The organism is Pseudoalteromonas sp. McH1-7 (genome assembly GCF_013366255.1).
GTDB lineage: Bacteria > Pseudomonadota > Gammaproteobacteria > Enterobacterales > Alteromonadaceae > Pseudoalteromonas > Pseudoalteromonas peptidolytica.
On record NZ_JABWPQ010000003.1, the window covers coordinates 228,745 to 243,068 of the forward strand.

Genomic DNA, 14,324 nt, shown 5'->3' on the forward strand with positions numbered 1-14,324 from the left:
TACTGTGACTTTTCTCATTTATTTGGTACCTCAAAGCGTACATTTTATGCAATAAAGTGTGCGCATTAATCCTCTATCGTAATGAATTTCATCCAAAGTTTTGTTTATCTAATGTTAAAAAGCAGAATCAACCTGAATTTTACCTTAATCAACGTTTTCTTTTTGACTACTACGCGGGCTTGATTTAGATTAGAGATCGCAATGATGAGTTACGCATTTTATGAGCAAACAAATAAAAACAATAATAATCAGTACAATACTATTCACTCTTACACCGTTTACTGCGGTCGCCAGTGACATTAGTGTATTGACGTATGCTCAACTTGCTTGGCTCATCCCTTTTATTCTTGCACTGCTCAGTATCCCTTATTTAGTCTGGTCTAATCATCAACTAAAAAAGTCCACCATTGAACTAAAACATACCGAACAACGATTTAAAAGTACCATAGAAGGTAGCGGTGATACTCTATGGGATTGGAATATCCAATCTGGTGAGATTGTTCGGATAAATGACAAATATGGGATGAACTCAGCAAAACCAGGTAACATCATTCCCAATCAGCATCGGATCCATCCTCAAGATCTGTTAATTGTTGAAAAGTTAATGAAGCAACATTTCGCAGAAAAAACCCCATTTTTTGAAGCCAGCTATCGTATTAAGGATGAGTTAGGACAATATCATTGGGTTTTAGATAGAGGTAAAATTATTGAAAAAGACACGAACCTAAATCCACTTAGAATGACAGGTACGGTTCGAGATATTGGCCACTTTAAGAGCACCGAAGAAAGGCTTAATTTATTCGCTAAGTGCGTTGAATCCCTTACGGATGCCATTGCAATATATGACAAAGACTATAACTTAGTTGATCTCAACCCAAGCTATCTAAAATTATTTGGGGGACAACGTGAGCACTATATCAATAAGCCTTTTAACTTACCTGGCTATGACAATAAATTTGTTACGCAAGTAAAATCGCAACTTAGTCAAACGGAACACTGGCAAGAAGAATTAAAGCTTCGAAACGCGGCTGATGTGCTACTTCCCATTGAAATTACCATAGATGAAATTAAAAATAATCATGGCCAAATTAGTAACTATGTGGTGGTGTATTCAGATTTAACAGAGCGCAAAAAAGCTGAATCACAGCTTCATAATTTATCTAACCGCGATCGCACCACAGGTTTACCCAACCGGAATCTATTTTTTACTAACCTACAAAAACTTTCACAGCAAGGCACGCACCACGCCCTTTTGGTTTTTGATTTAGACAACTTCAAAAAAATCAACGATTCTCTTGGACACCAGCTTGGTGATACCCTGCTTGCAAAACTCGCTATGCGCTTAAACAAACTAGCGCGTCAACAAGATACATTTTATCGCCTTGGCGGTGATGAGTTTGCTTTGGTCATATCTGGTACCAACGATATTCATACTATTACACGTACTGCTAAGCAGTTTTTAGCAGCGATTGCGACCCCGTTTAAAATTGCTAACCACGAGTTAGTTATCACCTCTTCTGTGGGTATTGTACTGTGCCCCGAGGATGGCAAGTCGCCAGAAAGCTTGTTGAAAAACGCAGATACCGCGATGTATCACGCCAAGCAAAAAGGTAATCATTATTTGTTCTTCAACGATTCTATGAACGAACAAGCGGTAAAACGCTTACAAATAGAAAACCTAATGCGCTACGGCCTAAAAGAAGATCACTTTGTCGTCTACTATCAACCGAAAATGAATATCAAAACAGGTGAGCTAGTTGGAATGGAAGCACTAGTACGCTTTATTACCCCAAAGAAAGGGGTTATCAGCCCCGGTGTATTTATCCCTATCGCGGAAGAAACAGGACAAATAATTGAGATTGGTGAAGTCGTTTTAGACAAAGCGTGCCAAGATGTGAAACGCTGGATTGATAAGGGGCTTTTCAACGGCAGAGTCGCGGTTAACTTATCAGCAAAACAGTTTAGCTTGCCAGATCTCACTACTCGCATCGATATTATCTTGCAAAAAAATCAACTTCCTTCTTATTTTTTGGAATTAGAAATCACAGAAGGTACGGTGATGGATGATCCAAAAGAAGCAATTTCAATAATGCGTTCATTAAGTGCAAGAGGCATACACCTGGCGATGGATGACTTTGGCACAGGCTATTCTTCACTGGCATATCTCAAACAATTTCCACTCAATACACTCAAAGTGGATAAGGCGTTTATTGACGACATGGGCAACGAACGCGGAAAAAATATGGTTGATTCTATTGTCACCATAGCCCACAACCTCGATTTACATGTTGTAGCCGAAGGCGTAGAAAATGAAGTGCAACTGAGTATTTTAGAAGAGCTAAACTGCCAAACAGTGCAAGGTTATTATTACTCAAAGCCGTTATCTAGTAGCGAGTTTGAGCAGTTTTTGAAGCAACATATTCCCAGCGACAAGCCCAACCTACAGCTTGTTCAGTAGTATCGCTTGCAGTTATACCACTGCGCTTACTCAAGCTTGCTATTTTGAGGCAAGAAACTCTTGTTGGTAACTTCGCTAACGCGTCCTGCTATCGCTAAGGTACCTACCCCCATGTAAGCTAGGCAAAAATTTTGCCATTTAGTTGTTCTAAATAAGAAATTTTTAACGCAGTTAGGCGTCAGATTTACTCCTTCAAATTAAGCAAGTATTAAGTCTAATTGGTATTACGCCTTCCACATCACTAGATTGGCACAGCGACGCATCCAAGCTCGACGGTAGTGCACTCGAAATAGTACCAAGGCAGCGGGTCCTGTAAATAATGCCAAGCCCAACCAGCGCTTAATTGGCATGCCCGTAGAGAGGGCTTGAAGATACACTGCAAACATACACAAGATTGAAATAACTACAAAAGCCACTGATACTCCTAAAGTTTTTATCCTACCAAAAAAATAGCCGGGCACATGATGTTGAAGAAACATGGCATTGTTATACCATTTACTAAAGCGGTCATGGAGTCTACACAACGTCCATTATTTGATCAACATGGAAATTATTGTTGCATATTTTTGTATTATTTAATTTAATAGCGGACTCTTTACAGGCATGGCGTTATTTAATGTCGCTGTGTCATAACTTTTCCTAGCAATAGGAAACAGTGACAAGTGGGAAATTTTTAACGCTCAAATAGCAATGATTTCCTAGCTTAGTCCACCTAGGTTATGGAGGAATACTTAGCACAACTTGTAAAGCCAGCTTGATCCTTAATTGGATTTTGAAAGTTAGCTTTTCTAATATTGTAGATGACTGAAATTGTAGTGCTTTTAAACACTGTACTTATTTTAATCGTCAACTGTGAGTGAAACCGATATAAAACTCTCAGTTATTCAATAATTGTCTGCGTTATAACGCCATGGTATAGACTTTCTGATAGTTTTTACTGATAGACGATTACAGTATTATCACAAGAGCTGCTAAACTTACCTTCATGTTGTATTAACTGTTACTTCAAGGACACGGGCTATGGATCAGAAAAGCGTACATGAATATTTGCAGGCCAAGCCTGCAACCTTTATCACCAAACCTTTTGCGCAAGATGTCGATGTGTATAAAGTTCAGCATAAGATGTTTGCCACTCTTACCGAAGGGAAAGAAGGGCAAGTAGACGAAAATGGTGAGCCTGTTTGGTGGTTGAATGTAAAATGCGACCCTGACGAAGCGTTATTGCTTCGAGACAAGTACTCGTCTGTTGTACCTGGTTATCATATGAATAAGCGCCTCTGGAATACGGTTATTTTAGACGGCACTATTCCAGAAGACGAAATAAAGAAAATGATCGATGATTCGTATCAAATTGTTGTCGATAACCTACCTACAGCACAACGTGAAGAGCTTGCTAGCAAGATCTCACAGCAATAAAAAGAACGGCATTTGGTTACACTAAATGCCGTTTTTCCTTCCTGATCTCGCTTTTTTTAATATCGATCAACTTGCTAGCAACCCGCACTGATAGTATACATTCAGTAACCAAACTATCGTTCAAGTGATCTTATGACCAAAAGGATAGCAATTCTCACAAGTGGCGGTGACGCACCCGGAATGAACTCTGCAATCAGAGCAATAACCTTAACTTCCGCTAAGCTAGGACTGCAATGTGTTGGTTTTTTGCATGGCTATAATGGCCTTATCAATCAAGAATATATTGAACTCACACCAGATTGTGTGATTGACATTACACAGCGCGGGGGCACTTTGCTTAAAAGTGCACGCTGCGATGCCATGTTAGAAGATACAGGTGTTCAGCAAGCAGCAAATGCGCTTCGCAAACTCCATATAGATGCCCTTATCGTGATAGGTGGTGATGGCTCTTTTCGCGGCATTCATGCGTTATCGGCACACTGGCACGGCCAACTTATTGGGCTTCCTGGCACCATAGACAATGATTTAGCGGGGTGCGATCACACCATCGGTTTTTCTAGCGCAGTGAATACAGCAACTGTCGCAATTGATAAAATTCGTGATACCGCAAATGCGTTTGAACGTGTTTTTATTACTGAAGTAATGGGTCGCCATAGCGGTCATATCGCTTATAACGTAGGTATCGCCACCGGTGCTGAAGCCATACTTTCATTTGAAAACTACACCAAAAGCGACACCGCAAAATTAGTACAACAATTGCAGCGTGCCATTACTGAGCAGCAGCATAAACATGGTAGCTTTTTGATTATACTTGCGGAGAATTTATGGCCAGGTGGAGCCCATGCGCTAAGAGACGCACTTAATGAGCAAAGCAATATTAATTGTGCGTTATGCGTATTAGGCCACATTCAGCGCGGTGGCGCCCCTTCAGCAGAAGATAGAATGTTAGCCACGGAGTTAGGCGTAGCAGCTGTTGAAACTGTGTACCAAGCAATACAGCATGACACCTTTCGAGCAGCCACGTTCATGCTAGGTAAAATCAATGGCGTATTAACATCTACCCCAATTTCGACAGTGTTAACACGACAGAAACCGGTTCCGGACTCTTGGGTAAAACGCTATCGAGATTTTTTAGCCGAAGGGGAGACTAGCTCCCCTTATACCAATTTTCTTAATTAAGTGGTCTATTGGAGGCGAGAAAATCGTGTCGATAACTCCGCTACCGCGTCCTGCTATCGCTAAGGTACCTACATCCATATAGGCAAGGCAAAAATTTTGCTATTTAGTTGTTCTAAATAAGAAATTTTTAACGCGGTTAGCGTCAGATCCACTCCTTCAAATTGAGCAAGTATTAAGTCAAATTGGTATTATTACTCACTAGCCAAAAACATCAAATGCTGACTTATTGAGCCACAGGTGACATAAAATACTTGCAATGTATCCAATTAAAATAACAGGCGCCCACTTTAAATGTCCCATGAAGGTATAATAGCCCCTAGCCTGCCCCATCAAAGCGACACCGGCAGCTGAGCCGATAGACAGTAAGCTTCCACCGACACCAGCTGTAAGCGTGATAAGTAGCCAGTGGCCATGTGACATCTCAGGTTGCATGGACAAAACTGCAAACATAACTGGAATATTATCGATAACTGCAGAGATCACCCCAAGTAGAACATTGGCATACGTCGCTGACCATTCACCATACAGCACTTCTGACATCAAACTAAGGTAGCCCAGAAAACCTAACCCCCCCACACACATAACGATGCCATAGAAAAACAGTAAGGTATCCCACTCTGCCCGAGAAACCTTGCTAAAAACGTCAAACGGAACAACACTACCGAGTTTTTCGAGACGCTCTTTGTCTCCTTCTCGCTGCGCCATCACGCGTTTTCTTGCCAATGAACCTGGTAGTGTCATCCTTAAAAAGTAGCCAAAAAATTGCAGGTAACCTAATCCCATCATCATACCAAGCACAGGGGGTAGGTGTAATAAGCTATGAGCCAGTACGGCAGTTGCAACGGTTAATAAAAATAAGGTTAAGATCCTTAATGCACCACGCTTTAGTTCAACCCGCTCATAGACAGCACTCGGCTTTTTATCTGCCACAAAATAACTCATCACTAAAGCAGGAACGACGTAATTTACGAGTGAAGGAACAAACAGTACCAAAAATTCACTAAAGTGCACCATGCCTGCTTGCCATACCATGAGCGTGGTTATATCTCCAAAAGGGCTAAATGCGCCACCAGCATTGGCTGCAACTACAATGTTGATACAACTTAAGTTGATAAATTCTTTATCTCCTTCCGCTACTTTCATGACAACAGCGCACATCAACAGTGCCGTCGTTAGGTTGTCAGCAATAGGCGAGATAAAAAATGATAAAAACCCAGTGATCCAAAATAGGTTTTTATAACTAAAACCCTTTTGAATCATCCACGCGCGTAACGCATCAAAAAGACGCCGCTCCTCCAACGCATTAATATAAGTCATAGCAACGAGCAAAAAGAGCATTAGCTCAGCAAACTCAAGTAGATTATGTCGAAACGCATGCTCAGTCACGTCTGTCTGGCCTTGGTTTACATAGTATGCACCAATTAACAGCCAGATAACCCCCGCCGCAACCAACACAGGTTTAGACTTTCGCATATGGATTTTTTCTTCCAGCATGACCAAAGTGTAAGCCATGACAAAAATCACAATACAGACGAAACCCAAAGTAGAATTTGTGAGATCTAAGGAGCCTTGAGCAGCCAAGGATGGATACGGGATCAACAACATGACCCATGCGCAACAGAGTAAAAGTAATCCATTGATTTTCATTTTTTTGCCTATTGATGAGTGCAGAGGGATGGCATTTCAACCAAACTCACTTTAGCATAGGTAAAAAATAATCAGCATTGGACAGAAGTCTAAGGCATGCCATGAACACACTAAATGGCTATACATCAGCGGCAGGAATTTATGCTTCAACTTTCAACGCAACAACAACATAGATTACAGCAGGATTTGTGCGAGAAGGGATTTGCCCGAATTGAAAACATTCTCGAACAAACAGCAGCACAGCAATTACACCAATGCTTATCTGAGCTGGACTATCAACTGGCACTTTTCCACAATGGTGCAGCCAAATCAGTTAAAGACAGCGATATTTTAGCCTTGACGCCACAAGAACAACAGGCGCTACTTGAAGACATTCATCACTACGCGTCGCGCGGCGTAGGTTTTATGTATGGCCGTCACTCGGTCGATGCACATAGCCCTGAGTTACTGCAAAGTCTGTATAAAGATTTAAATAGCGAGGTGGTGCAATCCTGCTTTTCACATATCTCAGAACAACAAATCGTGCGTACCTCGGCTCAAGCAACTCGATTTATCGCAGGTCAGTACTTAACACGCCACAATGACGTTGTAGAGGCCGAAGGACGAGTATATGCCTACGTCCTCAGCTTAAGCAAAAATTGGCACCCCGACTGGGGTGGGCTACTACAGTTTTTTGAAGCAGATGGCACACCAACTCATAGTTACGCCCCCAAGTTTAATTCTTTGGTGGTGTTTGATGTCAACAAAATTCACTCAGTAACTTACGTTGCACCATTTGCAAAGTCTCCGCGCCTTTCTGTCACTGGGTGGTTTAGAACGATAGCCTGAGCTAATATTTTTCACTCAGTTTTTCAATTGCTAAAATCAGGGCAAGTCCGGCAATGGCAAGTAACACACAGGCCAAAGTATTTGGATCTTGCCCGTACAGCGTACTGTACTGCTGCGGCAAAATATTTGCTTGCGTCAAGGGCTTTTCAATACCGCTAGAATTAACATAAGTGGTCAGCACTTGCTTCCAAGGCCATAGTAAATTCAGTGATCCGAGTAAAAATCCTGCCAATACCGAAAATGTGACTTGTTGATAATGGCTTAATAACCAACTCAACAGCCTCGAAAATGACATCAACCCAACAACACATCCCAGTAAAAAAAGGCCAACGAGTGTTATTTCAAGTTGATTTACAGCACTCAGTACATGTCCATACATGCCCAGCAATAACAAGATAAAACTACCCGAAATTCCAGGTAAAATCATTGCACAAATGGCGATGGCACCGGAAATAAAAAACATCCAGTGAGATGCTTGCGCTTCCGCTGGCGACAATGACGTAATGACAAAAGCAACCACAGCGCCAGTTACACAGGCCGCAATATTTTTACCGTTCCAGCTCGAGACCTGTTTGGCTACGTAAATAAAAGAAGCGACAATAAGGCCAAAGAAAAATGACCATACCAGTATTTGGTGGTGCGCAAGCAAGTAAGTAATAACTTTAGCCAAAGATGCAGCACTGATAAGTAGCCCTGAAAACACCGCGACTAAAAAGCTACCATCGATATATTGCCATGTAGTTTTTATACCTTCACGGCGCAACAACCCTAATGCTTGCAAATTAACACTTTTTATTGCATTTAAAAAACGCGCATAGATACCAGTGATAAAGGCAATAGTACCACCTGATACTCCGGGTACAACATCAGCAGCACCCATCCCAGCCCCTTTTAAAAACATAAAGAGATAGTCTCGTTTGCTATCTTTGTATTGCACGCATACTCTCCATTTATTTTCTCTATGTGGCAGTTTACCTTAAAACCATAAATAAAGGCGACTGCTAAAGCTTTTGCCAAGTAGGCCGATACTAAACCATGGAAAATCATGTACACGTATTATGCTAAGCAGAGCACTTTTTACATTATTAATTTCAATATCAGTAAGTTGCTTCGCAGCCGAACATATAGCCCCAGCACCGCTAACAGCGCTTTTTCAACAAGATGCACAGCGTTTTTATGAACCAGCGGGGTTACTGGAGCTAAACAGTGAAGAGGAAGTATTTTACGTTTTTCATCAAGAACACATGGCTTCGATGCGGGCAGGTATTGTCATTTTCCTGCCTGATATGCAAATGCCGCCACTTAATAACAGCGGGATCAGTTTCCTTGCTAAGCGCTTGAGTGATGATGGATATGATACGTATACCATCACGCCACCTGATTTGTCCTATGCTGCAAGTCTCTTAGATCAAGATATTGAAACACCAGAAGCTGAGCCAAAGCCGAAATCCGTTGAGCCTGTTTCAGAGATGAACCTAGACAACTATAAAGCCGCGTTAGTCAGTCGTTTTGAAGTGCTCTACAATACGTTATCAATGACACAAACAGAGAAGCTTGTCGTTGTTGCATTTGGCAATAGTGCTGGTGTGTTCGCAGAACATTTAGCAACCTTACCCAACCTTCGTATTGATGCTTACACCGTCGTCAGCCCCCAGCTGCCTAATGCAATGCGACAAAAACACCTAGCATCAAACCTGTCTTTGATAAGCCCCGCTCTTTTGGATATTTACTACAGCTTTGATAACCCAATGGTAATCGATAGCACCGCTGACAGAGTAAGGTGGGCAAGAAAAAATAGTAAGCTAGATTACCGCCAAAGAGAGCTATTTGGGGAAAAAACCGATCCGCTCCAGCACCAGCGCTTACGCAAGGAACTACTCGGTTTTTTACGGATACTTTAGCTTTTTTTAAGGTACTCGTAGGCAGACTGAATATCTTGGCTTTTCCGCTTAGCTACTTCCATCATATGTGTCGGCAGCCCCTGCGATACCAACTTATCCGGATGATGTTGTGACATCAGTTTGCGATACGCCTTTTTAATTTCACCCGCGCTTGCGCTTTCACCTAAGCCAAGCACAGCCAAGGCTTTTGAGCGTGTAAGCCCACTCGGTTGCGGTGCTCCTTGGTGTCCATGATGCTGATGCTGTTGTTGTGACTTTCCAGCTTGTTGGGCACGACGAAACTCAAACTCAGCCTGGTAACGCTTTAGCAAAAACAAAAAATGCGTTTCAGCGAAACCTAAATATTTGCTGACTTGCTTTAGTAACGCTTTTTCAGCGTCTGATACATGACCATCACAAAATGCCATTTGGATTTGAATTTCTAAGAATAATTGCCTTAGATCATAGCGCCGAGCAAACGCTTCTTTAAAATCTGTTACGGCTTCTTTGATTGAAAAGTCACTGCTTTTTCCTGCGGTAAAAGCATGCTGCGCTTCTTTTCGGTCTTCTCCTTGCAACCCCATTTCGGTCATAAATGCTGATGCGGCTTGAATATGAATCTCACTGACACGGCCATTAGACTTAGCAATATGCCCCATAACAGCAAAACAGCTTGAAAAGAACAGAGCTTGTCGTTCGTGCAGCTCATCTCCTTTAATAAAGCCCTGAAAACCACCGACCTTATCAAAATCTTGACGTAAGCTTTTGTCAAACAAATGTCCGAGGTAAAAGCCTAGAATCGCGCCCAACCACCGACCAAACAAAAAACCAAACATGGTTCCTAATAATTTACCCCACATCGCTATATCCTAACTTTTTATTTATTGTGCTTAGTCGCTCAGGAGTACCAATATCGTCCCATTGACCAAGATACAGTTCTGTTGACACTCTATGCTCTGCAAGTGCACTGCGAAGTAGTGGCCCTAACTTAACAAAGCCACGCTCTAGCCCAGCAAAAAAACATTGATGGTAGATACCTATCCCAGAAAATGTATATTGCTCTTGATTCAAAGGTTGGTGAGCGAGACAAAAGTCACCATTGGGGTTATGTGCTGGATTTTCCACTAACACAATATGTGCTTCACAATGTCCAGCGGCTGCTTTTCCAAGTTGTAGCTGAATAAGGCTACGCACATCATAATCGGTAAAAATATCGCCATTTATAACCACAAAGCGGTCGCTATCCTGGCACAGTAACGGTAGTGCTTGAATAATTCCTCCTGCGGTTTCAAGCCCTCCTTCTGGTTCATCACTGTAGGTAATATTTACCCCAAAGTGGCTACCATCACCAAAGTAGTGTTTAATCACCTCACCGTGCCATGCAAGGTTGATTACAACCTCGGTGATACCAGCTAACTTTAGTCGTTCAATGTGATGTTCAATGAGTGGCTTACCCGCTACTTTCAACATCGGTTTGGGCTGTGTCGCTGTAAGTGGCATCATCCGCTTACCACGACCTGCTGATAAAATAATTGCTTTCATATTCGCTTTATTTGGCGCTAAGTTTGACTTTTGCTTTAGGCATTATGTCATGCCTAATCCAGCTTGCAAGCCACTGAAATTCATCATACTTCTGAGCAGCTTCAAGAATGTAATCGAGCGTTGGCAAAATATTATCTAGATACCCGCCTTTCCCATCTCGTTGCAATAGCCGCGTAAATATTCCCGCAGCCTTGAGGTGTCGCTGCAACCCAGTAAGATCAAAGTAATATTGATATCGACTAAAATCCATATCAGCTAACAGACCTGCGGCATGTAATTTATCAAAACTATATCGCTGCAACATTGCAAACTCATCAGTAGGCAATCGCGTGTAACAGTCTCTTAGTAAAGACACACTGTCATACGTAACAGGCCCTTGCACGGCATCTTGATAATCAATCAAATACCACTGTAACTGATGAAAAATAACATTACGACTGTGGAAGTCTCGGTGCATCGTCACTTGTGGCTGTTCGAGCATAACCGCAACCAACCTTGACTTGACGTTTTGCCATTGTATTTGTTGCTGCTCTGTCAGCGAACTTTTTAGCCACTTTGTCACCAGCCACTCATGAAATATTTCCAGCTCCATGGCAATAAAGTCAGCATCATAGGGTTTCATCCACTCACTGGTCGGCGTCTGAGCAATATTTGGTAGCAAATCTAGCAACGCTTGATAGTCATGCAATCGGGCGTGTGTATCTAGCCTGTCAGCAAGGTGAGTAGAGCCCAAGTCCTGTAGCAATACCAAACCGCACTGCTCATCCTGTGCAATAATACTTGGCAGATTTAGCCCTTGCTGTGTGAATACACTGTTTAATGCTACAAATGGGGTGTTATCCACTTTATCCACCGGACTTTCCATCAGCACCCATGACGCTTCTGTACCTTTTGCTACACGGTAATAGCGGCGAAAGCTAGCATCTGAGGTAATGGGTTCACAGCTGAATTGATGGGTTTGCAATGCTCGCTGTATAAATTCTACACGCTGATTTTGACTACTCATGGATTAACTATTACACCTTCTACTTGTAAATATTTAAATGCTACTGTATTTCCGACAGTTTTCATTTATCATGATGAGCTTATTATTAAATGCTCAGCTAATAGGTTATTAAATGCGCAAAATTTTGGGCTTAGCTGTATTGTCTGCTATTCACTCTACTGCTTTTGCTAATACGAACATTGTCGCGGCACAATGTAAAGACTATATGCAGCCAGAAAGCTGGAAGCCAATAGCCTCGCTGCCCAAAAACGCCATTGATATTGTTGCTGATGACTTGGAACTACAAGGTGCTGACAGCGCAGAGTTTTCAGGCAATGTCATTATTAATACAGAAACCATGAGCTTAGCAGCCAGACGTGCACTGATTGATAAAAAAGAAGGGCTACTAAGTGCTTCAGGCCCGCTCCTTTATCGCGATCAATTTACCAAAGTACATAGTAATGGTCTCTTCGCTGATTTAAATGCTAACACGGTCAGCTTGCTTGGTGCTGAATATGAGCTTACTGAGCAGTTAGGTCGTGGAGGTGCTGAAAAGTTACACGCGTCAGGAAATCAAATATCACTCGATAACTCTAGCTTCACTACCTGTCCAAGCGATGATCCCTTTTGGAAAATAGAAGCAAGTAGTATCGTGCTTTCTCGTGAGGATGGCTGGGGAGAAACATATAATACGGTGTTCAAAATTTTGAATACGCCGGTGATTTACCTCCCCTATTTTACCTTTCCAATCGACAGTAGGCGCAAGTCAGGGCTGCTCACACCAACCATCTCTAGCTCAAATAAGTTTGGTTTGGAGTTAATCACTCCTTATTACTTGAACTTAGCACCAAATTACGATGCTACCTTAACGCCACGATATATGGCCAATAAAGGCTTCCAGCTTAACACTGAGTTCAGATATTTGACTGAGCAACACCAAGGTAAAGTTGCTGTTGAATATTTAAGTAAAGATGACTCAGAGCCACAGCTAGATGACCGATATTTAGTGCATTGGCAGCAAAAAAGTTACTTGAGCGATAACTGGCGTGCGTTCGTTGATATTACCAATGTCAGCGATGATAACTACCTGACTGACTTAACCTCAGAATACGCCAATGAAACAGATACTCAACTGTATCGCACTGGTAATGTTAGCTACTTAGGCGAGGACTGGTTGGTCGACATTAAACTGCAAGACTTTGAAGTCCTTGGCGACCACAGAGAGTCCTATACCACGTTACCGCAAATTAGCTTCCGTACCCGTGAAAGTTACGAGTTTGCCAACGTTGATTGGGATTTTGAGGGTGAATTTGCTTATTTTCAAAATGATTCATTAGCGATCACTGAAGCGTCAAGACTACATTTAGAACCCAGAGTCTCATTCTCTCGCAGTGATTATGCTTGGTCTTTTACCTCAGAGGCTCGCTTACTTCATACTCGCTATGATCAGAACATCAAAGAACTCAATTCGGACTATGCAGAGTCTGTCAGCCGGACGTTACCAAGTGTCCGTATGCACGGCCAGCTCAACTTTGAACGCAGTACAGAGTTTTTCTTCGAGCAAGGGGTACAGACATTAGAACCACAGCTACAGTACTTATACACTCCACATAGAGAACAAAGTCAAATTGGTTGGTATGATACTGCTAAGTTACAAGATGACTTCATTGGTCTCTTTCGCGCCCGCAGATATTCAGGTTACGACCGTATCGCAGAAGCAAACCAATTCACTATTGGTGCAACCACACGAATTTTTGATAGTAGCAATGTCGAGCGCTTTAACTTTAGTGCCGGACAAATCATCTATCTAGAGTCCTCTGTAAAGCCATCTGCACAACGCTTCAGCGACGATACAAATTATAATTCGCTGTTTGCAGCTGAATCCATGCTACATTGGCATAAACGCTGGTATCTATCTGGTGGTATTCAATATGATGTCGATAGCAAAGATTTGGTACAGTCTCACTTTACTTTAGACTACAAAGGTGACGACAAGCAGCTTGTGCAATTGAACCATCGCTATGTAAATGATGTCTCAGACTATGAAATAGACCAAGTCGGTTTATTCACGAGTTTACCAATTGACGATAACTGGCAGTTTGTAGCAAGCTATCACCGTGATATGACAGCAAACAGAAGCGTTGAATCCTTTGTCGGCGTTCAATACCAGTCTTGTTGTTGGGCGATTCAAGTGACAGCAAACCGACAAATTGAAACAAACTTAAACCAAACACTCACTCATGATGAGGCAGTGTTTGACTCTGGCTTTAGCCTGAAATTTGTTCTTTCAGGACTTGGAAGTCAACGCAGTGGTGATGCAAGTAAGCTCCTTCAACAGGGTATTTTTGGTTACCGTAGACCGTATTTTTTGAATAAATAGAATTTAGAA

12 protein-coding genes are annotated in these 14,324 nt (G+C 42.1%); 6 read left to right on the plus strand and 6 right to left on the minus strand.

Translation table 11 applies throughout. The annotated features are described in order from the left end of the window. Positions 1-220: 220 nt before the first annotated feature. Entirely contained in the window at positions 221-2,458 is a 2,238-nt protein-coding gene (locus HUZ36_RS03545; RefSeq protein ID WP_128731633.1) for a putative bifunctional diguanylate cyclase/phosphodiesterase, read from the plus strand. 224 nt (positions 2,459-2,682) lie between these two features. On the opposite strand, the gene HUZ36_RS03550 is transcribed toward HUZ36_RS03545, so the two are convergent. Next, the gene (locus HUZ36_RS03550; RefSeq protein ID WP_125251600.1) at positions 2,683-2,874 is read right to left on the minus strand and encodes a hypothetical protein; all 192 of its coding nucleotides are present in this window, start codon (positions 2,872-2,874) and stop codon (positions 2,683-2,685) included. Positions 2,875-3,478: 604 nt separating this feature from the next. Here HUZ36_RS03550 and HUZ36_RS03555 point away from each other — a divergent pair. Both HUZ36_RS03555 and HUZ36_RS03560 read left to right on the plus strand, forming a co-directional pair. Beyond that, entirely contained in the window at positions 3,479-3,874 is a 396-nt protein-coding gene (locus tag HUZ36_RS03555; RefSeq protein WP_125251599.1) for an MmcQ/YjbR family DNA-binding protein, read from the plus strand. A 132-nt stretch (positions 3,875-4,006) separates the two neighbouring features. Continuing rightward, entirely contained in the window at positions 4,007-5,053 is a 1,047-nt protein-coding gene (locus HUZ36_RS03560; protein ID WP_176032007.1) for a 6-phosphofructokinase, read from the plus strand. Positions 5,054-5,251: 198 nt separating this feature from the next. Here HUZ36_RS03560 and nhaD read toward each other — a convergent pair whose 3' ends face one another. Beyond that, positions 5,252-6,700 carry a sodium:proton antiporter NhaD gene (nhaD, locus tag HUZ36_RS03565; RefSeq protein ID WP_176032008.1) on the minus strand — a complete coding sequence of 483 codons (1,449 nt, stop codon included), beginning with the start codon at positions 6,698-6,700 and terminating at the stop codon, positions 5,252-5,254. A 141-nt stretch (positions 6,701-6,841) separates the two neighbouring features. Here nhaD and HUZ36_RS03570 point away from each other — a divergent pair, with 141 nt between their 5' ends. After that, positions 6,842-7,528, plus strand: coding sequence for a 2OG-Fe(II) oxygenase (locus tag HUZ36_RS03570; protein WP_176032009.1), 687 nt, complete (start codon positions 6,842-6,844; stop codon positions 7,526-7,528). A gap of 1 nt (position 7,529) precedes the next feature. Here HUZ36_RS03570 and HUZ36_RS03575 read toward each other — a convergent pair whose 3' ends face one another. Beyond that, positions 7,530-8,465 carry a DUF368 domain-containing protein gene (locus HUZ36_RS03575; protein WP_176032010.1) on the minus strand — a complete coding sequence of 312 codons (936 nt, stop codon included), beginning with the start codon at positions 8,463-8,465 and terminating at the stop codon, positions 7,530-7,532. A gap of 121 nt (positions 8,466-8,586) precedes the next feature. Between HUZ36_RS03575 and HUZ36_RS03580 the strand changes: the two genes are divergently transcribed. Next, on the plus strand, positions 8,587-9,429 hold the full coding sequence (locus tag HUZ36_RS03580; RefSeq protein ID WP_176032011.1) for a DUF3530 family protein: 843 nt from the start codon (positions 8,587-8,589) through the stop codon (positions 9,427-9,429). Here HUZ36_RS03580 and djlA read toward each other — a convergent pair. The 3 genes from djlA to HUZ36_RS03595 are packed head-to-tail and all read right to left on the minus strand — an operon-like array spanning position 9,426 to position 11,956. Continuing rightward, positions 9,426-10,268, minus strand: coding sequence for a co-chaperone DjlA (gene djlA, locus HUZ36_RS03585; RefSeq protein ID WP_176032012.1), 843 nt, complete (start codon positions 10,266-10,268; stop codon positions 9,426-9,428). The genes HUZ36_RS03580 and djlA overlap by 4 nt on opposite strands. Beyond that, the gene (gene murU / locus HUZ36_RS03590) at positions 10,258-10,950 is read right to left on the minus strand and encodes an N-acetylmuramate alpha-1-phosphate uridylyltransferase MurU (protein ID WP_176032013.1); all 693 of its coding nucleotides are present in this window, start codon (positions 10,948-10,950) and stop codon (positions 10,258-10,260) included. Before murU ends, djlA begins: the two co-directional genes overlap by 11 nt. A 7-nt stretch (positions 10,951-10,957) precedes the next feature. After that, entirely contained in the window at positions 10,958-11,956 is a 999-nt protein-coding gene (locus HUZ36_RS03595) for an aminoglycoside phosphotransferase family protein (RefSeq protein WP_176032014.1), read from the minus strand. Positions 11,957-12,068: 112 nt separating this feature from the next. Here HUZ36_RS03595 and lptD point away from each other — a divergent pair, with 112 nt between their 5' ends. Then, positions 12,069-14,315 (plus strand): LPS assembly protein LptD, encoded by a 2,247-nt coding sequence (lptD, locus tag HUZ36_RS03600; protein ID WP_176032015.1) that lies wholly within the window; start codon positions 12,069-12,071, stop codon positions 14,313-14,315. Positions 14,316-14,324: the final 9 nt, after the last annotated feature.